The sequence below is a fragment of the Parabacteroides distasonis ATCC 8503 genome, assembly GCF_000012845.1.
In the GTDB taxonomy this organism is placed as follows: Bacteria; Bacteroidota; Bacteroidia; order Bacteroidales; family Tannerellaceae; genus Parabacteroides; species Parabacteroides distasonis.
This window is the reverse complement of record NC_009615.1, coordinates 4,448,928-4,470,675: the sequence shown is the minus strand read 5'-3', so window position 1 is coordinate 4,470,675 and position 21,748 is coordinate 4,448,928. Positions and strand designations below refer to the sequence as shown.

Sequence of the window (21,748 nt, the reverse complement as noted above, 5' to 3'; positions counted from 1 at the left end):
TATATGGAAGATAAACAGAAAGTGATCTTTATTGAAGATGACCCAAACCTTGGATTAATCATCGTATTGGCCTTGCAAAGTAAAGGATACGAGGTTTGCTACGCCAACACGTTAAGCGGTATTCAAGACATGATAGAAAAAGACTGCCCTAATATCCTGCTTCTCGATCTGGAAGTTGGCAATCAAAACGCATTGGATTATTTGCCTTTTATTCGTTCAAAGCATCCTTCATTGCCTGTACTGATAGCCTCTTCCCACAACGAAGGGGAGGAAATAACACGCTGCTATGAAGCCGGAGCTAATCATTACACCAAAAAACCGTATGATATACAAGAAATAGATTTCCTAATCCAAAGGTTTTGTAAAAAGGGCAGTCCGATATCAAATAGTATATCTATTGGAGATTACCAACTGGAACTCTCCACTCATAAATTATTCTATAAACAAGAACAGTCAAAAACATTAAGTCCTAAAGATTTCAAGTTATTCTATCTGTTATCCGAGCAATTAAATCAGCCAGTAAGCAGAGAAAAGCTTTTTCATGAAATATGGGATGGGCAAGAAGTTCATGATAGCCTAAACAACAGCATCTCGCGTTTGCGCAAATTATTGGAAAAAGATACCACACTTTCAATAGATGCCGTAAAAGGAGTTGGATATATATTATCAAAAAAAGACCAACTCTCCTCATCGTAATTAAGGGGGGCTTATTGTAGATTTCTAGATACGCCCTTGTTCCCTATCGCATGATTCGGGAAAAACACGTACGACTTTTTTGAAAAACACCTACGACTTTTCCCTAAAACACGTACATGTTTTGAGTAAAAGATCATCCTGTTTTTAACATACTAATAATCAGCATATTATATAATTCTTTTCATTACCAAACTTATTGTTTGGAATTTATATCGATCCTATAGGGACGTAGCGTGCAGCGTTTGCTACCTAAAGAGTTTTCATTATCTTCGCGGAAAATTAATTGAGATGTGGACGTTCTTTATCATACTTCCAATCCTGTATCTTGCAGGGAATATTTATATTTATCTAAAGGGAAAACAGGCTTTGAAAAGCCAGTCTACCGGAGTTAAAGTATTGTTATCCATTGTTTTTTGGGGAGGAGTTTTATCATTCTTCAGTAGTTTTCTATTCAGGAACCTAGATATGCCGGCTTCTTTCGCTCAAACAGTTTCCCAAGTAGGAACAGGATGGCTCGTGTTCACTTTATACATGGTATTAGCTCTGTTGGTATTTGATATCTTACGACTTTTCCACCTACGTTTCAAATACTCATTCTATTTATCCTTATTCTTAACACTCAGCTTATTAGGATATGGAAACTATAATTACCAACATCCTGATACACGAGTTATCAACATGGTTATCAACAAACCGGCCAATACCGATGGACAGCCGCTGAAGGTCGTAGCCATTAGCGACATACACTTAGGATACGCTACCAACAAGACAATGCTTGCCGGATATGTGGATATGATAAACGCCCAACGCCCGGACATCGTTCTTATCGGTGGAGACTTGATAGACAACAGTGTCGCACCTCTGCGATACGAGCATATGGAAGAGGAACTGTCCAAGATCTACGCCCCATTAGGCGTTTATATGGTACCGGGTAACCATGAGTATATCAGTGGCATAGAGGAGAGCGAGAAATTCATAGCGCAGACACCCATCGAACTTTTAAGGGATTCCGTGGCTATCTTGCCCAATCAGATCCAACTCATAGGACGGGACGACCGGCATAACAAAGGACGGAAAACTTTAGGTCAGCTTACTGCGAACCTTGATAAAAGCAAACCTGTTATCTTACTAGACCATCAACCCTACGATTTAGAGAAAACGGAAGAAGCTGGCGTAGACTTACAGTTTAGCGGACATACACATCGAGGACAAGTATGGCCGATGAACTGGATCGTGGATCATCTGTTCGAATTAAGTTACGGGATTAAAAAAATCGGAAATAGTACGGTTTATGTCTCATCCGGCTTATCTTTGTGGGGACCGCCTTTCCGTATCGGGACGGACAGCGAGATGGTGGTGTTCAATATTACATTCAAAGAGTAAAGATGAAAGTATTTATTCAATCGATCGTAGCGCAGCTATTACTAAATCCGTATATTTTCTGGAGAGGATATCAAGCGCTTCCTCCTAAGAAAAGTTGCCGGATTCCTTTTATCTTGTTTTTCGTACTCGAACTATCGCTTTATTTTTTCGGATTTATTTTTAGGAATGAACTACCTGATAACGTGATAATCACGATCCAATACATCTGTAACACTTGGTATATAGCGTCCATTTATATCACTTTATCTCTCTTGGTACTTGAGTTGATCAGGCTCTCCCAACGTATCAAGCCATGGTTCCCCAAATGGATGAAAGGGCATTGGCAGCAAACCAAGCTAACCCTGTTTTTTCTTATCGTATTCGGTGTTACCGGTTTAATGATTCACGCATACCATACGGTAATGAATCCGATTGTTAAGAACGTATATATCACGTTGCCCAAAGCCGCAGGGGATCGGGATAGCCTGACTATTGTCATGATGAGCGACTTACATATCGGAGAGGTTATCGGGAAGGACTTGGTACAAAAATATGTGGCGCTCAGCAACGCACAGCATCCGGATATGGTGGTATTAGCGGGGGATATTATGGATTATGAATCCCGGTTCGCGGAAAACGCCCACATAGAGGATGATTTAAAACAATTAAAAGCTCCGTTGGGAGTATATATCATTTACGGGAATCATGAATACCGGGCAAACCGGAACGCGAAATATCGTTGGCTGCAAAAGACCGGAGGTACGCTACTAATAGACTCGGTGGTCCAACCGGACTCAACTTTTTATTTGATAGGGAGGGATGATTTCATCCATAAGAAACGAAAATCGCTTCATTCGTTAATGGAAGGGGTGGATACCGGCAAACCGATTATCGTTTTGGATCATCAACCTTGGTCGTTCGCCGAGATGAATATGAATGGGGTGGATTTGGGACTGCACGGACATACGCATAACGGGCAGTTATGGCCTTATCCCCTACTGATGAAGCTTGTGTATGAATGCCCGTACGGATATTATAAGAAAGGACCTACGCAATTCTATGTATCTTCCGGCATTGGTATAGCAGGACCTCCTTATCGGGTGGGAACCGTCTCGGAATTGGTCGTATTGCATATCCGCTTCAAAGCCCCCAAACAGACTGGCGAAAGAGGGAAAAGCACGATGCCCATTCAAGGGAGCTGACAATGGGCATCGTAAGCTCGCTTGAATGGGCATTGTAAGGCCCTTTGAATGGGCATCGGCAGAAACCCGCCTATTCGGTACCCTTGGTGGCCGCTTCCAACTCAACCGGCACGCTCAATGTACGCCTGTATAAATCCGGATCGCCCAATACCTCCAACGCTTTCTCCAATACAAGATCATCTTTCAAGCTTTCTTGCAACTCTCCTCGTTGGTAATAATAACGTTTTACGATCTCGGCGGCCATTACTCGTTTCACCTCATCCTTGAAACGATCGAAATCTTTTTCCAGATTCGGAGTCAGCTTAGCCTCTAATTCCTTGAACGCAGTAGAATCCTCCTCCAGATACCCCTCGAACTCAGCCACTTCTTTTAAGTTCCTCAATACTTTCTCGCTTTGGCGGTCATACGTGAAATTCTTGGACTTGGCGTATTGCTTCAAAGCTTCGAAATCCTCATCGGAAACCGTAAATTCCTCGATAGGAGCGATTGTCTTATGCTTTTGTGCCCAATCCGTAACGAAGTCGAACAAGACCGTATCCGCCGCCAAATAATACATCATGGTAGGCACTTTCGGCTCCTTCACCTCAAACTCCGGACGTACGCCACCACCATCACGAACCGGACGCTTCTTGGACGTATAGAATACGGAAGTCAAGCTATCCGGAATAGCAGCCACGCTACCATCCTCTTTCCGGTGCGAATAATCGATTTGCTGGATGCAACGGCCACTCGGGATATAGTATTTACTCATCGTGATTTTCACTTTTCCATTATAAGGCAGGTCACGAGGAGCTTGCACCAACCCCTTACCAAACGAACGTTGTCCCACCAACACGGCACGATCCATATCCTGCAAAGATCCCGATACGATCTCAGCGGCGGAAGCCGTACCTCCATTGATCAATATAGCCAACGGCATTACCGTATCCAAAGGCTCCGTAGAGGTTCGGTACGTACGATCCCATTGCTTGATCTTTCCTTTCGTTGAAAGCACCTCGCTGCCTTTCGGTACGAACATACCTACGATTTGTACGGCACCTTCCAGCACGCCGCCGCCGTTACCGCGCAAATCCAGTACCAAAGACTTGATATTATGATTTTTCTTTAAGTCCAAGAACGCCTCTTTCACCTCTTGAGCACTCTTGATAGTAAATGCCTTTAGATAAATATAACCGATACTGTCATTCTTAACCCCGTAGTAAGTAACTTGAGGTGTCGTGATCTGCTTACGGGTAATCTCGAACTTCCGGGGTTTCTTCTCGCCCGGACGTTGGATCGTCAAAACCATCTTCGTATTCGGAACACCTTTCAACAACTCGCTGACCCGGGAGTTTGTCGCCTTGGAAACATCGATCGTATCGATCGCCAAGATCAGATCGCCCGGCTTCAGACCCGCTAAATCGGCCGGCATTCCCTCGGTAGGCTCGGCAATCATCACGCCTCCCTCGTTGTTACGCTGACGGATCAAGGAACCGATACCTCCGTATTCGCCGGTCGTCATCAGACTCAATTCCTCCGTTTTTTGCTCAGGATAGTATTCCGTATAAGGATCTAAACCAGCCAACATTGCCTCGATTCCCCGCTGAACGGTTTTATCCACATCCACTGAATCCACGTAGAACATCTCTACTTCTTTCAATAAAGAATTGAAAATGTCTAGGTTCTTACTCACCTCAAAGCGGTTATCTTTTTGCGCCCATCCCGGCACTACGCTACTTGCGACGAACAGCAAGCAAAATAAACCTATAATTCCTCTTCGTTGAACCAATCTGTACATACAATATTTAGTTAATTAATGGCATAAATGTAAGGAATAATATGCCGCTTAAGCCAATATCCCTTTTACTTTTAACTTTATTTGTTCCCATTTATCATACGGAATCTCCGGGCCAACCACGTCGATCACATAGCCCGCCAGCATCGATCCGATGCGTGCGGATTGTACCAAAGACGCTCCTATGGATTGACCGTATAAGAATCCGGCAGCGAAGTTATCACCGGCTCCAGTCGTATCAACAGGCTTACCCCCCTCAGCCGGGACAGAATAAAATTGACCATGACTACCGATCAAGGCACCTTCCTTTCCTAAAGTGACCAATGAGACCTCTACCAAGTCAGACAAGGTATGTACGGCCTCAGCAGCCTTTTGCCCGGTAAAAGCCTCAGCCTCACTCTCATTAGAGAACAAAATATCCACATATTTAGGAATGATATCCTCCAGCATTCCTTTAAAAGCATTCACGATATTGAAGTTCGACAAATCCAGCGCTACTTTCAAGCCCAACTTTTTAGCCTTCTCCATCGTAGAACGAACCAACGGCTCGTTTACGAGCAAGTAACCTTCTATATAAATACATTGATATTTACTTAGCATCTCCTCGGTGATCTCATCCGGGGTTATTGTCGGGGCCGGGCCAAGGAAAGTTCCCATCGTACGTTCCCCATCCGGAGAAATCATCACCGTACAGCTACCTGTAAGTCCATCCGTCTTGATAAAATAGGAAGTGACACCCGCTTTTTCCAACGCATCCTCATAAAATCCGCCGATCGAATCATCCCCGATCTTACCGATAAAACCGGAATTCGCCCCTAAAGAAGACATCGAACGCATCGTGTTGCAGACAGATCCTCCCGGGGTTTGCGTACGTGGCAAGCCAGCTAAAGTTGTACGGATAGCGATCATTTGTTCCCTGTTAATCATATCCATAGCTCCTTTCTGTATACCGATTTCCGATAGGACATCATCATTTTCAAGCCTCAATAAAACGTCAACCAAAGCGTTTCCTAAACCTATTGTATTCATTTTTTCGTAATTTTTTTCGCAAAGATATTGCATATTTCGAAAATACCCCGTACTTTTGCAGTGCAATTTCAGAAAGGGGTTACGGAATAACCTTTGAAAGAGCAAAAAATTCTTCCTTAGCTCAGTTGGTTAGAGCATCTGACTGTTAATCAGAGGGTCCTTGGTTCAAGTCCAAGAGGAAGAGCGAAAAGACATTGGGAAAGACTGAAAAACATTCTTCTTTAGCTCAGTTGGTTAGAGCATCTGACTGTTAATCAGAGGGTCCTTGGTTCAAGTCCAAGAAGAAGAGCGAAAAGAGTTTTCATATAGAGATTAAAAAGTTAAAAACTGATTCTTCCTTAGCTCAGTTGGTTAGAGCATCTGACTGTTAATCAGAGGGTCCTTGGTTCAAGTCCAAGAGGAAGAGCAAAAAGAGAGATACCTATTAATAGGTATCTCTTTTTTCTTTTGTTCTTTTTCCGTTATTCACAGGGTTTTCAACAGGGTTATTAACAACCCTGTAATCCTCCTACCCTCTCCAAGCGATTAAAAATAAGTTCTTTAATTCTTCCGCAAGGACTCCACGACGCATATTGGGAAGATGAACGTTATCCCGCAAATCAGCGGGCATGTCTTTAATAAGTACATCCGACTCCTGCGAAGCCTTATAAATAAACTCCGTATCAAATAAAAAGCGATTCACCTGAGTTGAGGCCAAGAACGATTTTCCCCGCTGGTTAAAACCTTTCAAACCTCCTTGAGCATCCGTATGCGTTAATCCTAGAAGCGTAAAATTCAATATACGGGAAGCATAACTCATAATCTTTCTTCGAGTACTTAAATGGGTATAATAAGTATGATTCCGCACGGCGATAACGACATCATATCCCGATTCCAACCATTCTACCATCCGGCAGATAGAATCCGTCTCATACGGGAAATCATAGTCCGTATATAAAGTAATAGATGAGGTGGAATGAGACAAGCCAGCCCTAACAGCGGCTCCTTTTCCCTTATTCGTATCATAACTTACGATCATCGTATCAGGGAGAGCCTCCAGAAGACGTCCCACCGCATCCTTCGTAAATCCTCTCTTCGAAGCGTCATTCACGACGATAAAACGGAATGAGCGGCCTTTAAGCATCTTTACCAATTCCGCATGTTTCTCGATCATCAGACGTTCCCAGCCTTCTTGTGGGTTATAACAAGGCAAGATAAGGTCGATCGCCTCCTCTTTACCCGGGAGAGTCTTCGGCCGATGAAGCGGCTCTGAAAAATCCAATGTCAATTGCTCCCATACGATCTTAAACCAGATCAACACACAAGGAAGTGCTTTCAACGCATAAGGAATAACATACATTTTCCGGATATAACAGGGAAATATATCTGTAGGGGAAAGGGATGTCAGAATAAAACAGAAAACGAATAGTACCGTATTCAAGCCAGGAGTCGTCTTACGGGTAGGCGTACCTATATACCAAAGGCAGACGGCTATCATGGCTCCCAAATATCCGCTATTCTCTGTTCCGGAGCTAAAAAGGACCATGAACAAAAGAGTAGAGCAAAGAAAATGCATGCGGAACCGCCTGTTATCATATTGATTTATCCTAAAATAAGGAGCAATAAATAAAAGTAGCCCGGGGATAACCAACCAGAGATCACTATACGTATTGACTCCCGAAATCTTACGAACCATCCCCAACAAAGAGATATTTGTATAAGGAGTAAATAAATTCTCTACATTCTTATCGAGAAGTACCTCATACCATTTCACGTATTGACTTGCCACATATTGAGGAGACGTATATAACATCGGAAGAACATACAAGACTATGCCCCAGAAAATAAGTCCTTTCAAAAAGGCGATCCGGCGTTTTGAGAATAACAGGAAAGCAAGACCGACAATGCCATAAATCTTAGTCATCGTACCCAAGACGATCATTAGCGCCGCCCAAAACTCCTGTTTCCGCTCAATAAAAATAAACGAGAATAAAATCATGCCGGCTATGGCTATGTTAAATTGCTGCATAAGAACACACGTAAACAACTCATTCAAGCATACCCAAATGACAAACGCCTGTTTCCAATCCGCCAATCCGAGTTTACGGATAGCCATATAAAGCAGCAAGCTATTCGCGAGACACCATAGCAACATCCCGATATAAGGAGAGAAGAGGGAGAAAGGCGCTATTATAGCCGTAAAAGGGATCCCGTATAAAAACCGGTCGTGGTATTCATTCGGATAATATATATAAAGGTCTTTCAACTCTAACGCATGGAAAAAGGAAGCCCTATAAATCATAAAGTTATTATAAGTCCTACCCACGGGTAATTTCAATAAGCAAGCGACAAGGGCCGTCGCAAACCAAACAAATCCGACAAACCTCGGATTCTTAAATATCGGGCGTCTAAAAAATTCTCTCAACATATCCTTTTTGATTCGTTACAACTCCACTTTCAAATAAAACTTCTGACAGCCTATATGTTCAAAAGACTCGCCAACGTATAAAAACCCCTATCTAAAACAGTAGAAAAAACGTAAAAAGCATTTTTTTAAGTATTATCTTCGCGACATGGGAAAGAATAAATTAGCTAAGTTTGACGATATGGCGGGCTATCCGCACGTATTCCAATACCCTTTCGCCGCCCTACAAGAAAAAGGGTTTGACATGAAAGGACAGTGGCATGAACGTTTTTTCAAGAACGACCATCCTATTGTTTTGGAATTGGGATGTGGAAAAGGAGAATATACCGTAGGTTTGGGAAAGCTTTTCCCAAATAAGAATTTTATTGGTGTCGATATCAAGGGAGCACGTATGTGGACCGGAGCGAAAGAATCGCTGGAAGCCGGGATGAGTAACGTGGCTTTCCTACGTACGAGTATCGAATTGATTTCCTATTTCTTCGCCCCGGGCGAAGTTGCCGAGATCTGGATCACATTTCCAGACCCTCAAATGAAAAAGGTCAACAAGCGTCTGACCGGAACCCGTTTTATGAAAATGTATCGGGAAATCCTTTCTGGAGATGGTATTATCCATTTAAAAACGGACAGTAACTTCATGTATACCTATACGTGCGAGATGGTAAAAACGAACCATTATCCCGTATTGTTCAGTACAGACGACCTATATCATTCCAATCTGGCGGATGAGATCTTATCCATCAAGACCTATTACGAGCAACAATGGCTGGATCGTGGCTTAAACATCAAATACATCAAATTTGTTTGTGAGGAAAGAGAGCGATTGGTGGAACCTGACGTAGAAATAGAGTTAGATCCTTATCGTAGCTTTAATCGCAGTAAACGAAGCGCTTTGGCTTCTGGTAAATAAAAGAATGACTTAAAAAAATCAACAGATATGACAATCTATCCGAATCTGATTATTGAGGCGTTGAAGAACGTTCGTTACCCGGGTACGGGAAAGGACATCGTTTCCATGGGCCTCGTAGAAGACAACATTCGTATCGATGGTATGAATGTCACCTTCTCGTTATTATTCGAGAAGCCGAATGATCCGTTTATCCGCTCCGTAGTAAAAGCCGCAGAGACAGCTATCTTAACCTATGTAAGCCCGGAGGTGAATATCAAGGGGAACATCACGGTAAAAGCCCGTCAGTTAGCTCGCCCGGAACCGGATAAATTATTACCGCAAGTAAAAAATATTATCGCCGTATCTTCCGGTAAAGGAGGAGTTGGTAAAAGTACCGTTGCCGCTAATCTGGCTGTCGCACTGGCTTTACAAGGATATAAGGTAGGGTTGCTGGATGCCGATATATTCGGGCCGTCCCAACCCAAGATGTTCAACCTAGAAGAGGCTCGCCCTTATATGGAAGAGGTAGAGGGCAGGGAACTGATCAAGCCGGCCGAAAATTATGGTGTCAAGATGTTATCCATCGGCTTCTTCGTTAATAAAAACGACGCAGTCCTATGGCGTGGAGCAATGGCTAGCAACGCATTGAAGCAATTGATCGGCGACGCCAACTGGGGTGAGCTTGATTATTTCTTAATCGATTTACCTCCCGGAACGAGTGATATCCATTTGACAATGGTACAAACACTAGCGATAACCGGAGCCGTGGTGGTAAGTACGCCGCAAGAGGTTGCTTTAGCGGACGCTCGTAAGGGTATCAGCATGTTCACCGGAGACAAGGTTAATGTCCCTGTTTTAGGGTTAATCGAGAATATGGCTTGGTTTACCCCAGCGGAATTACCGGAAAACAAATATTATATATTCGGAAAGGAAGGTTGTAAACGCCTAGCTGAAGAACTGAACGTGCCGTTACTGGGACAGATTCCTATCGTACAAAGTATCTGCGAAGGAGGAGATCAAGGAAAGCCGGTAGCGTTGAACCCGGACTCAATCACAGGTAAGGCATTCCAAGAATTGGCCGAGAATGTAGTCAAGCAGATAGACTATCGCAACGAGCATCTGGCTCCGACAGAGCGAGTGATTGTAACCAAGAAATAAAGATGATTTATACGTATATACGTGTGGCCTCGCACGTATATACGTATCGTCCTACACGTACGCTCGCATGGGCCTACGCCTATATACGTATCAGCTTATGCGAACGTACGTATAAATTCAGCCCACAATATACTTGGCTTTCTTACCGCAAATCTTTCTGATACCCAACACAATCAGCCAAGATACAGCGAATGCTACCACAGAAGCGGCAGGAATCTGTAAACCCAAAGGGATATTCAAGGCTCTCGCCAACAGCACGCTGGGTCCCGTAAAGAAATAATGTACCATATAGATACCGAAACCGCATATGGTTAAGTTCGCCAACATTCGCTTAATCGTATCCGACTTAACATTTACCTTCTTCGCCAGCAAGAAGATAGGAATCGTCATCATCACCACATTGGGAGAACAATAATAGAAGAATAACTCTAACTGTTCCTCCGTGTAAGCAGGCAAAGCGGTCGTATAGCGGAAACCGAAGAAAGTAATGGCATAGCCTACGACAAACATAGGAATGCCTATCCCAACGATCTTTCCTAACGACCAATCATGATTCCGCAGATAATGCCCCAATAGCAAGTAACCGTTAAACCCGGCGAAATAATAAAGCATACTGAATTCATTCCATGAGCATCCACCCCAAATGTAAGGAGATACGAATTCCCGATAATAAGGAATAAACAAAGTCACTCCCCAACCTGCCAGAAACCATAATTTCGCCTTATCCGAAACTTTCTCGACCCAAGCGGAGAAGATCGGCAAATAAAGATATAAACCTATCAGTAAATAGATATACCACATATGTACATCCAACAATGAGAAATTGAACGGTATCTGGGCGATATAGCCTAAAGACACACTCAACGATTGACGAGTCACCTCTTCTCCCGAATAAGGGAAGAAATCAAGAATAAGTTCCGGCCTCAAACCAAGCAGTCCCGTAAACCAAGGGAATAAATTATAGATAACAGACCAAATCAAGAAAGGCCAGAACACCCGCAAGATCCTTTTCTTATAGAAGATAGAAGTCTCTTCCCGGACCGGTAGCAACAAGGCTCCCGTAATCATAACGAACAGAGGTACACAAGGACGAAGAAAAGCCCCATAGGCAGCTCCCCAAAACTTAATATCTCCAATAATCGGAGAATCTCCGGGATAGAAATTAAACGGGTCTGTACAATGACAGCAAACAACAGTAAACATGGCTATCAAGCGTACGACATCCAGCCAAACTACGTGTGTTTTCACGGTAGGATTTGTTACATTTTGCATAAAGTAGATCGATTGTGTTTAGATTGACGGCGAAAATACAAAATAATCCAGCCGAATAGGAAATTCAGCTGGATTTCTAACCTCTATTAACGATATTCATTAATATACAAAGTCTTTCCTACGGATAAACGCCACCGTACGATGTATTTCCGTGTACATAATAATATCCTCATCGATAAATGGCACCTCTTTCCGGTAATCCTTCAAGAACTTCTCTAATACCGGAGAAGTCCTAGCCGGACGACGGAACTCAATTCCTTGTGCCGCATTCATCAACTCGATCGCCAAGATATGATCCAAATTGTCCATGATCTTAAACAACTTCGTCGCCGCATTCGCCCCCATACTCACATGATCCTCTTGCCCATTACTGGACACGATAGAATCGCTGCTCGCCGCATAGCAATACATCTTATTCTGGCTTACCATACTAGCAGCCGCATATTGAGGGATCATGAAACCGGAGTTTAGGCCGGGATTAGCGACCAAGAACTCAGGCAATCCCCGCAAACCCATGATCAATTGAGCGACACGACGTTCCGATATATTTCCTAACTCAGCCAAGGCAATCGCCAAGAAATCATAAGAAATCGCCAAGGGCTGACCGTGGAAATTACCGCCGGAAATAATCTTATCCTCCTTCGGGAAGATCGTCGGGTTATCCGTCACGGAATTTACTTCGGTAAGCAGGACATTCGCCACATAATTGATAGCGTCTTTCGTAGCCCCATGCACTTGAGGGATACAACGGAATGAATACGGGTCCTGAACATGTTCCTTTTTCCGGGCGATTAACTCACTTCCCTCCAATAACCGTCGAAAAGCGGCCCCGGTCTCGATTTGTCCGGGATGCGGACGCATCTGCTGGATACAATCCATGAAAGGATCGATACGCCCATCGAAAGCCTCCAAGGATAAAGCGGCGATCAGATCCGCTTTCTTGGACAGGCTAAACGCACGCATCAAGGCGAATACGCCATTGGCGCTCATAAATTGCGTACCGTTCAATAAAGCTAACCCCTCCTTGCTTTTCAGCTTCACAGGCTTCCAAGCGAACTCGTCCAATACGCTGATTGCTTCCCGTTTGCGGCCCTTATAATAAACGTCACCCACGCCGATCAGAGGCAGGAACAAATTCGCCAGAGGCGCCAAATCACCGGAAGCGCCTAAAGAGCCACGATCATACACGATCGGAAGCACGTCATTATTGAAAAAATCCAGAATACGTTGTACGGTGATCACCTGTACGCCACTATGCCCCAACGAAAGGGCATGCGCTTTCAATAACATCATCAAACGAACGATCACCGGACTTACCTCATCCCCTACGCTACAGGCATGACTTTTCACCAAGTTCTCTTGCAAGGTGCTCAATTCGTCCGGAGAGATATTCTTATTACATAAGGACCCGAAACCGGTAGTAATCCCATACAAAGGCCCCTCCTGTTGCTCGATCTTATGATCCAAGTAATCCCGGCAACGCTGGATGCGCTCCTTCACCTCGGGTGAAAGCTCCAACTTCATATTTTGAGTAAGTATCCGTTCGATTCCCTCAAAAGAGAGAGGCTCGGAACCCACATAATAAACATTACTCATATGCTATAATTTAGTCTTCACCCAATCCAATAACTTTTGCTCTACACGGATAGCGTTCGCCTCCAGTTCATCCGCTTTCTTCCGCATCATTCCGACGAACACCTCGTCTTGGATGGACGTTAAGTTAATTCGGACATTCAATAAAGCCCCCAATACACAAGTACGGGCAGCCATCATCGCCACGCAAGCATCCGTGACGGCATTCTGATTACCTTTGTGAGCCACATAGATAATCGTCTCCATTACGGAACCGATCTCCTCCGCCACCCTCATCGGAACAATAGCCGCCTCCTTCGTTGCGCTCTGTATCGCATTCGTACGGATCACCTGTTCGTCAGGCGTTTCTTTCGGCAACTTAAAAGCGGAGAATACACGATCATAAGCCTCGCTGTCCTTATCGATATATTCAGTAAGACGTTCACGGATCATAGCCGCCTCGGTAGCGATCGTCTTCATTTGTCCTTCCACTTCCGCATATTTCTTTTTGCCAACAGTCAGATGGGCCACCATCTCTGTCAAAGCTGCCGCTATAGCACCATTCAAGGCAGATATACTTCCACCACCGGGAACGGGAGCACTACCCGCCGTTTCCGCCAAAAAATCTTTAATTGTCAAGTCTGCTAACATAGTATTTTGATTTAAATGATTCAACAATTCTTATCTTACATCATATAAAGTTCCCCGTCCTTAATTACGGTATCCACGAGATTCATTCCCACATGATAAGGTAGGAACTTATAAGACGGGTATTTCAGCAAGATCACGTCCGCACGTTTTCCCACGCTGATACTTCCAATCTCGGAGGCACGTCCCACAGCTGCGGCTCCATTAATGGTCAATGCCGTTACCGCTTCTTCAGGGGTCATCTTCATATAGATACAGGCCAAGGCTATCATCATCGGGATCGAGGCGGAGAAACAACTTCCTGGATTTAGATCGGAAGCTAAAGCCACCGCGCAACCGGCATCTATCATCTTCCTTGCAGGCGCATACGGCTCATTCAAGGAAAAGGCAGTCAGCGGAAGTAAGGTAGCTACGACACCCGCTCTTGCCAGACGTTTGATGCCTGTGTCCGATATATGTAACAAATGATCAGCACTTACACACTTCAAGGAGGCCGCCAGTTCCGCCCCTCCGAAAGGAACGATCTCATCCGCATGCATCTTCAATTTAAAACGATGATGACGGGCGGCACGAAGCAAGCGCTCACTCTGTTCTAACGAGAAAACGCCTTTCTCACAAAACACATCACAAAATGTAACCGTATGTTCGGCTCGTATGGCAGGAAGAACTTCCTCGATCATATAATCCACATAATCGTCCGTACGACCGGCAAATTCAGGAGGAACAGCATGAGCTCCCAAAAAGGTCGATACGACATCCATCGGATGAGACTCATTCAGGTCCGACATGACACGAAGCTGAACTAATTCTGTTTGCAAATCCAAACCATAACCACTTTTCCCTTCCACTGTGGTAACACCCATGGAGAATAACTCATCCAAACGTTCTTCCCCTCTGTCCCATAGTGTATCGAAATCACTTTCACGGGTAGCTTTCATCGTATTCACGATACCTCCACCACGCTCCATGATCGACATATAACTATCTCCCCGCAATCGCCAAGAGAACTCCTCCTCCCGGTAACCGCCAAAGATAAAATGCGTATGGCTATCTACAAATCCGGGTAACACCGCTTGGTTCTCCGCCCGAATCTCCAAATAATCCTCCGCATGGATGTTTCGAAGTACCTCCTCCGTAGGTCCTACATGCGTAATAACCCCATCAGACATCGCTACGGCTCCATCCTCGATAACGCCTAAATCAGACATCTCCGCTCCCCGTCGCGCCTTATCCCCATGGCAAGTGACGATCTGGGCAGCATTCCTGATTAATATCTTGCTATTCTCCATACGCTATTCCATAATACGGGCTTCCAATACTTGATTCATAGAAAAGTCCTCTAATCCCAAATAGTAAGAGGCCGTATCGATCAACGCCTCCATAGGAACCAAGCCGATAATCTCGCTCCCCACCACCGGAACACCATATCTGCGAGCTTCGATACGAACTAACTCGAAGGCCCGGTACAAGGCCGTACGGGTATAATCGGTCATATTAATAGAGACCTGTACGATACCACGTTCCTTCAACTCAACCCCCATCGCTTTACAATAGCGTAAACCTCCGCCGATGAAACGGATTTTCTTCGCTATATCCGTAGCGATATGCAATTGATTCGTTCCTAAGTTCACATTATAGGCGACCAAAGGCATGCGGGCTCCTATGGCGACCGTACCGGCTGTCGGATGTCTTTCGGCCGGACCAAAATCAGGTTTCCACTCCGGTTGATGGATTTTCTCTGCCATCCCCTCAAACTCTCCTTTACGGATCGCCGCCAGATTCTCCCGATAAGGGGCGGAAGCTGATTTCTCATATAAGAAGACAGGTACGGCATAACGAGTGCCCACTTCCTCCCCTACTTCCTTAGACAAGGCGATCGCCTCTTCCATCGTACATCCGCGAATCGGTATAAAAGGAACAACATCTACGGCCCCCATTCGAGGATGTTGACCGCTATGCTTGTTTAAATCGATCAGCTCAACAGCAACTCCAATGGCCTCCAATACGGCTTGTTTTAAAGCGACTGGCTCCCCTACCACGGTAACAACCAAACGATTGTGATCCTCGTCATTACTATAGTCCAACAGTTTAACACCCGTCTTAGCCCGGAAAGGCGCTACGATCTTATCTATCTTCTCCAAATCCCGTCCTTCACTGAAGTTAGGGACACATTCCATAATCTTATTCCAAGTACTCATACCTTTTTATTTAATGATGTTTGTACGATTTCATGAATAAACGCTTTCTCCGGGATATACGGGAGGGTAATATGATACTGTTCGCCACGATTCTCATTGAAAGTAGCGCTCGTACGCATCGCATTCGGGTTACGAGCCCATGAGCGACGGGCGACACCCCCCATCACGTCCCATATCATAGCGGAACGAAGTATCTCATCCACCCGCTCACTACCATCGAGAACCATACCAAAACCTCCGTTTATCGCCTTACCGATACCAACCCCTCCACCATTATGAAGAGCGACCAAGCTCATACCCCGGGCGGCATTTCCAGCAAAGCACTGCACCGCCATATCAGCCATCACATTGCTTCCGTCCCGTATATTAGAGGTCTCACGGAATGGAGAATCCGTACCGCTCACGTCATGATGGTCTCGTCCCAACATAATCGGGCCTACCTCCCCATCACGTACCATTCGGTTAAACTCAAGGGCGATCTTCAAGCGCCCCTCAGCGTCTTGATATAAGATCCGGGCTTGCGTACCCACCACCAAACGGTTCTTCTCCGCGTCACGTATCCAATTATAATTATCCATATCCTGCCCTCTTCGAGTCGGATCGATACACGCCATAGCCGCATGATCCGTGCGAATCAAATCTTCCGGCTTACCGCTTAAACATACCCAGCGGAAAGGACCGTACCCATAATCAAATAATTCCGGCCCCATGATATCTTCCACATAAGAAGGCCATATAAAACCATCTTTCTCGTCCACACCGTTACGGGAAATCTCATGTACACCGGCATCATAGATCGCTTTCATGAAGGAGTTCCCATAGTCAAAGAAATAGGTACCCCGGGCAACCAGACGTTTGATCACCTCGAAATGTCTCTTCAACGTTTTATCGACCAAAGCACAAAAGTCTTCCCGGTGATGAGCCAATAATTCCGTACGTTCCTCAAACGTCACGCCTACCGGACAATAACCACCTTCATAGACCGCATGACACGAGGTCTGATCACTCAAAAGGTCGATGGAAAGCCCCTGTTTATCGGCATATTCCAATAAATCCACGATATTGCCATGAAAAGCGATAGAGATCGGTTCTTTCTTACGAATCGCCTCGTCGGCTAAGGAGAAAGCTTTCCCCATATCATCCGTCACATGCTGGACCCATCCTTGGCATCGGCGTGTCTCGATACGGGAAGCGTCTACCTCGGCGATTATACTGGCAGCACCGGCAATCACGGCGGCTTTAGGTTGAGCCCCACTCATTCCTCCTAAACCGGAAGATACAAACAGATAGCCTCGCAAATCCTTATCTTGTGGAATCCCTAATTTCTTACGTCCGGCATTCAATAATGTATTAAACGTACCGTGTACGATACCTTGCGGGCCGATATACATCCAACCTCCGGCCGTCATCTGTCCATAATTAGCGACTCCCATCTGGGCGGCGACATGCCAATCCTTTTGGTTATCGAACATTCCCACCATCATGGAGTTCGTGATAATTACCCGTGGGGCATCCGGCTTGGAATGAAACAATCCCAGAGGATGCCCGGATTCGATCACCAAGGTCTGCTCCTCGGTCAGCTCCTCCAAATACTTCTTAATCAAACGATATTGCATCCAATTCTGGCAGACCTGCCCAGTCTCGCCATACGTAACCAACTCGTAAGGATACAAAGCGATATCAAAGCAAAGGTTATTATCGATCATTACTTGAAAGGCCTTTCCCTCGATACATTTACCTTTATATTCAGAGATAGGCTTCGCTTTCAGGTCTCCCTGCGGACGGTAACGATAACCATAGATCCGTCCCCGGGTCAATAATTCCTCCATGAACTCAGGAGCTAGCTTCTCATGTAATTCAACAGGGATGTAACGAAGCGCGTTCATCAATGCCGTTTCTGTTTGAGCGGGCGTAAGCGAATAGCCGCGATCGGGAGCACGGCGAATACCGGAAACGAAGGAAGGATATTCCGGCAAATAGTTATCAAGATGTATTTCCATAACGTGAATGATTTAGTAGGTGCTTACAATCTGCAAGGAATTTCACGGATTCAGCGCCGACAAGTTAGCGATTATCCAAATCCCAGCCAATTATCATTCCATGTTTAGAAGCATAAAAAAGCCTCCGTCTCTCTCATCCTCCCTAAGGGAAAGAAAGACGGGGGCATAATTATAATTGTTCAGTAGTAGAAGTTTTTCCTGATCCATTAGGACCAGCAACAATACAAAGTGTAGGGCGTTTCTCTTTCATTACAAATCACTATTTAGATTCGTTCGATCTATATATCTTCAGTTTTTCTCTCACTTCCTGCATTCTTCGTTTCAGTTCCATCTCCGCTCTAAGTGAACTTTCTCGAGCGGCAATAGCTACTTGCTCCATTATATCTTTCCTATCATGAAGTAACTTTAATTAAATGAATAGATTATCAATTAAATCTTCGCTCTATCAATCCAATTCTCTATTTTAAGATGAGGAATACGTTCTAGGTGCTTTACATTTTCTGTAACTAAAATCAAATCATTTGCTACGGCAGAAGCTCCAATCAACAAATCAAAATCATCTATTAAAAGTCCTTGAGATCGCAATGTGCTTTTTAGTTCAGCGAACATAAGCAAAGAACCGTAAATTGGTAAAACTGTAAACTGCGAGATAAAAGATTCTACCTCTTTCAACATTTTATCCTTTCGATTTGAGCAAGTAGCTCCATATAGAAGTTCGGCAATAGTAATTTCAGAAATAAAGCAATATCGCTTCATTTTATCATCAATCTTCTCATTTAAATGAAATTTCCCTTTCATATAGAAGATACATATGTTGGTATCTAAAAGATAACGCCTCATTCGTCAAAAGATTCAATAGATCGCGTTCCCAAAACACGTGCTTTATTAATTTCAGCAATAATCTCTTCTGCACTTTTGTCATCATCCCAAGCGCCAAACGAATCTTGTATGGATGTCTCTTTCTTTTTACCTCTCAAAAGGCTCTCTGAAAGCTTACGAATGACACGCAACTTTATCTCATCGCTAAACGAAGACAATAAATTTATATAACTATCCGCTATTTTCACCGTTGTATCCATAATCTTTTTCTTTTACAGAAACAAATATAATCATTATTGATTATAATACAGTATTTAGTCTACTTTTTTTGCAAGCGTGAACCACCAATACAGCGTACCCAGTATTTATCAACAGGTTAACCATACCAGTTTTTCTGAACAAAATTCAGATTTCTTATTCTTTAACAATTAAGCGGCTGTTTGAGACGGCTTTGTTATCTCAGCATCCTTGCCGTCTCCATAACGACGAACATAGTCACATGGCAAGAACAAAGCGTCCACATTGTTCAACTTGCAACTTTCTACCAAACACAAAAAAAGGTGCATCAAAATGACACACCCTCCTCGTAACAAAAATAAAATCTTTATGATTAGCCTCTACTTAGGCCTACACAGTAAAACGAATTTAACTCATGGAATAGCTGTTAAAATCAACGCTCAATCAAGCCCCTTATACCTCCAACGATATACTCAATATCCCGATCCGTTACATACGGGCCGGAAGGCAGGCACAACCCGACCTTAAACAAAGATTCGCTCACCCCATTCACGTAAGCCGGGCAATCTTTATAGACAGGTTGCTTATGCATCGGTTTCCACAAAGGGCGGGATTCTATACCCATCGCGTCAAGTCCCACACGCATCGCCTCGACATTGGCATTCGGCTCGCAATCCGTATGTGCGTTAACCGCTACGTGAGTCACGCCACCCGCACCACCAACAGCACCTTGTACCGTTGCTTGATAAGCATTCTCCTGCCCTTTCACCCTCAATAAAGGATCCAAGACAATCGTATTCAACCAATAATTACTATCAAAACGACCGGAAGGATTCTCATGCAAGGTGATCCCTTTCACATCCTTCAACAGTTCCCGGTATAAATCACACGTATGCTTATGATGAGCCACATGAGCATCAGCCACCATCATCTGACCACGCCCGATACCCGCACAAATATTCGACATCCGGTAATTATACCCGATCCGCTCATGCTGGTAATACGGATAAGCCTCCCGAGCCTGCGTAGCGTAGAACATGATCTCCTGCTTAGCCTCCCCGTCCGGACAAATCAACGCACCCCCGCCACTGGTCGTAATCATCTTATTCCCATTGAACGACAGCACCCCATATTTTCCAAACGTACCCAACATACGTCCATCATAACGAGAGCCAAAACCCTCCGCCGCATCCTCTATGACCGGAATCCCATACCGATCAGCGACAGCCATAATCTCATCCACCTTATAAGGCATCCCATATAAGGCAACGGGAACAATCGCTTTCGGTGTTTTCCCCGTCTTCTCGATACGATCTTTAATAGCCTCTTCCAACAACACAGGATCCATATTCCAAGTATCCACCTCCGAATCCACGAATACAGGCGTAGCCCCCAAATACATGATCGGATGCGAGGAAGCACAGAAGGTAAAGCTCTGTACCAGCACCTCATCCCCCGGCTTCACGCCACAGGCAAGCAACGCCAAATGCACTGCGGCAGTACCGGCAGACAGAGCCACCACATGTTTACCTTCACCCACGAATTCCTCCAGATCTTTCTCAAATCCATTCACGTTCGGACCTAAAGGCACGACCCAGTTCGTATCAAAGGCTTCTTTGATATACATTTGTTCTTTGCCGCTCATGTGAGCAAGGCAAAGATAGATTCGTTTATTCATCACTTTTATTAATGTAGTAGGTATAAAAACCAACCTCACGTGAAAACGCAAGACCGCTTTATATATAAAAATTCATAATTCATGTATGGTCAGAGAGCCATTTCTACAATATTGTCATCTGTCCAAGAAGATAGTCTACTTGTTGTTTAAGTTTTGGTAAGTCCTTACTGATAACACCCCAGATAATCGCATTGTCCACCTTATCATAACCATGTATGACAAAGTTTCTCAGATCAAAGATCCTTCTCCCATTTTCTATTTGTATACCCGAGTCTATATCCAAGAGATGATTGGTGGCTTCCCCTATAATCTTCAGTTCACGCTCCACTGCCCGACGCAACAACTTGTTTCACTCGTAAGCTATAAAATCCCTTTTCTCACCCAAATATTCCTCAATGGATAAAATGGATTACTGGATATCACAGAGATATTTCTGAATACTACAATGCCCCATAGAGTAATTGCTTGCCTTGTTCGATATCTGCGATGAAATAGGGATTGGATAAGGAACGATTGGTCACCAAGTCGATCTTTCTCTTGAATAACTTAACCAATCGGGCTCGTAAGGAAAAACAATTATCCGCATATTCCTCCAAGGAGATGGACGGATCGAATTCTATCAAGAGATCAATATCGCTGTGCTCCGTAAATCTCGGAGTATTCACAGAACCAAAAGAATACAAGCTCCGTACCTTGTAGCGCTTGTATAGCTCCTTTATTGCATCCAGCCGATCTTGCAAAATAGAATTCATATAACACAAGTTTTTCCATTTAAAAGCATCTAAGAGAGGAAGAAACATAATCGAATGGTTG

Annotated in this window: 19 protein-coding genes and 3 tRNA genes; 8 read left to right on the top strand and 14 right to left on the bottom strand. The window is 44.3% G+C overall.

Annotated features, from left to right (window positions below; genetic code table 11):
- Window positions 1–3: 3 nt before the first annotated feature.
- The 3 genes from BDI_RS18295 to BDI_RS18285 all read left to right on the top strand — a co-directional run bounded on the left by BDI_RS18295 (window position 4) and on the right by BDI_RS18285 (window position 3,260).
- The gene (locus tag BDI_RS18295; protein WP_005859127.1) at window positions 4–696 is read left to right on the top strand and encodes a response regulator transcription factor; all 693 of its coding nucleotides are present in this window, start codon (window positions 4–6) and stop codon (window positions 694–696) included.
- A 288-nt stretch (window positions 697–984) separates the two neighbouring features.
- Window positions 985–2,079, top strand: coding sequence for a metallophosphoesterase (locus tag BDI_RS18290; RefSeq protein ID WP_012056123.1), 1,095 nt, complete (start codon window positions 985–987; stop codon window positions 2,077–2,079).
- A gap of 2 nt (window positions 2,080–2,081) precedes the next feature.
- A complete protein-coding gene (locus BDI_RS18285; protein WP_005859131.1) occupies window positions 2,082–3,260 on the top strand; it encodes a metallophosphoesterase in 1,179 nt (392 codons plus the stop codon).
- Window positions 3,261–3,330: 70 nt separating this feature from the next.
- Here the strand turns inward: BDI_RS18285 and BDI_RS18280 are convergent, their stop codons facing one another.
- Together BDI_RS18280 and BDI_RS18275 are read right to left on the bottom strand one after the other, a co-directional pair.
- Entirely contained in the window at window positions 3,331–5,037 is a 1,707-nt protein-coding gene (locus tag BDI_RS18280) for a S41 family peptidase (RefSeq protein WP_005859133.1), read from the bottom strand.
- Window positions 5,038–5,085: 48 nt separating this feature from the next.
- Window positions 5,086–6,063: an adenosine kinase gene (locus tag BDI_RS18275; protein WP_005859135.1), complete on the bottom strand. Its 978-nt coding sequence runs from the start codon at window positions 6,061–6,063 to the stop codon at window positions 5,086–5,088.
- 110 nt (window positions 6,064–6,173) lie between these two features.
- Here BDI_RS18275 and BDI_RS18270 point away from each other — a divergent pair.
- From BDI_RS18270 to BDI_RS18260, 3 genes are all read left to right on the top strand, one after another.
- Window positions 6,174–6,247 (top strand) — tRNA-Asn (locus tag BDI_RS18270).
- 31 nt (window positions 6,248–6,278) lie between these two features.
- A tRNA-Asn gene (locus BDI_RS18265) sits at window positions 6,279–6,352 on the top strand.
- A gap of 43 nt (window positions 6,353–6,395) precedes the next feature.
- Window positions 6,396–6,469, top strand: a tRNA-Asn gene (locus tag BDI_RS18260).
- A gap of 102 nt (window positions 6,470–6,571) precedes the next feature.
- On the opposite strand, the gene BDI_RS18255 is transcribed toward BDI_RS18260, so the two are convergent.
- Window positions 6,572–8,470 carry a glycosyltransferase 87 family protein gene (locus BDI_RS18255; protein ID WP_012056122.1) on the bottom strand — a complete coding sequence of 633 codons (1,899 nt, stop codon included), beginning with the start codon at window positions 8,468–8,470 and terminating at the stop codon, window positions 6,572–6,574.
- A gap of 145 nt (window positions 8,471–8,615) precedes the next feature.
- On the opposite strand from BDI_RS18255, the gene trmB reads away from it, so the two are divergent.
- Together trmB and BDI_RS18245 are read left to right on the top strand one after the other, a co-directional pair.
- Window positions 8,616–9,374 (top strand): tRNA (guanosine(46)-N7)-methyltransferase TrmB, encoded by a 759-nt coding sequence (gene trmB, locus BDI_RS18250; RefSeq protein WP_012056121.1) that lies wholly within the window; start codon window positions 8,616–8,618, stop codon window positions 9,372–9,374.
- A 27-nt stretch (window positions 9,375–9,401) separates the two neighbouring features.
- Window positions 9,402–10,511 (top strand): Mrp/NBP35 family ATP-binding protein, encoded by a 1,110-nt coding sequence (locus BDI_RS18245; protein WP_005859141.1) that lies wholly within the window; start codon window positions 9,402–9,404, stop codon window positions 10,509–10,511.
- A gap of 117 nt (window positions 10,512–10,628) precedes the next feature.
- Here BDI_RS18245 and BDI_RS18240 read toward each other — a convergent pair whose 3' ends face one another.
- The 11 genes from BDI_RS18240 to BDI_RS18190 all read right to left on the bottom strand — a co-directional run bounded on the left by BDI_RS18240 (window position 10,629) and on the right by BDI_RS18190 (window position 21,687).
- On the bottom strand, window positions 10,629–11,783 hold the full coding sequence (locus BDI_RS18240) for an acyltransferase (protein WP_008779296.1): 1,155 nt from the start codon (window positions 11,781–11,783) through the stop codon (window positions 10,629–10,631).
- A 99-nt stretch (window positions 11,784–11,882) separates the two neighbouring features.
- Entirely contained in the window at window positions 11,883–13,379 is a 1,497-nt protein-coding gene (gene hutH / locus BDI_RS18235; protein WP_012056120.1) for a histidine ammonia-lyase, read from the bottom strand.
- 3 nt (window positions 13,380–13,382) lie between these two features.
- Window positions 13,383–14,006: a cyclodeaminase/cyclohydrolase family protein gene (locus BDI_RS18230; RefSeq protein ID WP_008772697.1), complete on the bottom strand. Its 624-nt coding sequence runs from the start codon at window positions 14,004–14,006 to the stop codon at window positions 13,383–13,385.
- A gap of 35 nt (window positions 14,007–14,041) precedes the next feature.
- Complete coding sequence (hutI, locus tag BDI_RS18225) at window positions 14,042–15,292, bottom strand: imidazolonepropionase (protein ID WP_005859151.1); 1,251 nt, start codon at window positions 15,290–15,292, stop codon at window positions 14,042–14,044.
- 3 nt (window positions 15,293–15,295) lie between these two features.
- Window positions 15,296–16,201: a glutamate formimidoyltransferase gene (gene ftcD / locus BDI_RS18220; protein WP_005859153.1), complete on the bottom strand. Its 906-nt coding sequence runs from the start codon at window positions 16,199–16,201 to the stop codon at window positions 15,296–15,298.
- The gene (locus tag BDI_RS18215) at window positions 16,198–18,201 is read right to left on the bottom strand and encodes a urocanate hydratase (protein WP_012056119.1); all 2,004 of its coding nucleotides are present in this window, start codon (window positions 18,199–18,201) and stop codon (window positions 16,198–16,200) included. The genes ftcD and BDI_RS18215 overlap by 4 nt, the downstream gene beginning before the upstream one ends.
- A 429-nt stretch (window positions 18,202–18,630) precedes the next feature.
- Complete coding sequence (locus BDI_RS18210; RefSeq protein ID WP_005859157.1) at window positions 18,631–19,041, bottom strand: type II toxin-antitoxin system VapC family toxin; 411 nt, start codon at window positions 19,039–19,041, stop codon at window positions 18,631–18,633.
- Window positions 19,038–19,280, bottom strand: a complete 243-nt coding sequence (locus BDI_RS18205; protein ID WP_005859159.1) for a hypothetical protein — start codon at window positions 19,278–19,280, stop codon at window positions 19,038–19,040. Before BDI_RS18205 ends, BDI_RS18210 begins: the two co-directional genes overlap by 4 nt.
- Before the next feature lie 410 nt (window positions 19,281–19,690).
- Window positions 19,691–20,935 carry a DegT/DnrJ/EryC1/StrS family aminotransferase gene (locus tag BDI_RS18200; protein WP_012056118.1) on the bottom strand — a complete coding sequence of 415 codons (1,245 nt, stop codon included), beginning with the start codon at window positions 20,933–20,935 and terminating at the stop codon, window positions 19,691–19,693.
- 103 nt (window positions 20,936–21,038) lie between these two features.
- The gene (locus BDI_RS21300) at window positions 21,039–21,263 is read right to left on the bottom strand and encodes a HepT-like ribonuclease domain-containing protein (RefSeq protein WP_227742549.1); all 225 of its coding nucleotides are present in this window, start codon (window positions 21,261–21,263) and stop codon (window positions 21,039–21,041) included.
- Between the two features lie 112 nt (window positions 21,264–21,375).
- Window positions 21,376–21,687: a nucleotidyltransferase family protein gene (locus BDI_RS18190; protein ID WP_012056116.1), complete on the bottom strand. Its 312-nt coding sequence runs from the start codon at window positions 21,685–21,687 to the stop codon at window positions 21,376–21,378.
- Between the last annotated feature and the right edge of the window lie 61 nt (window positions 21,688–21,748).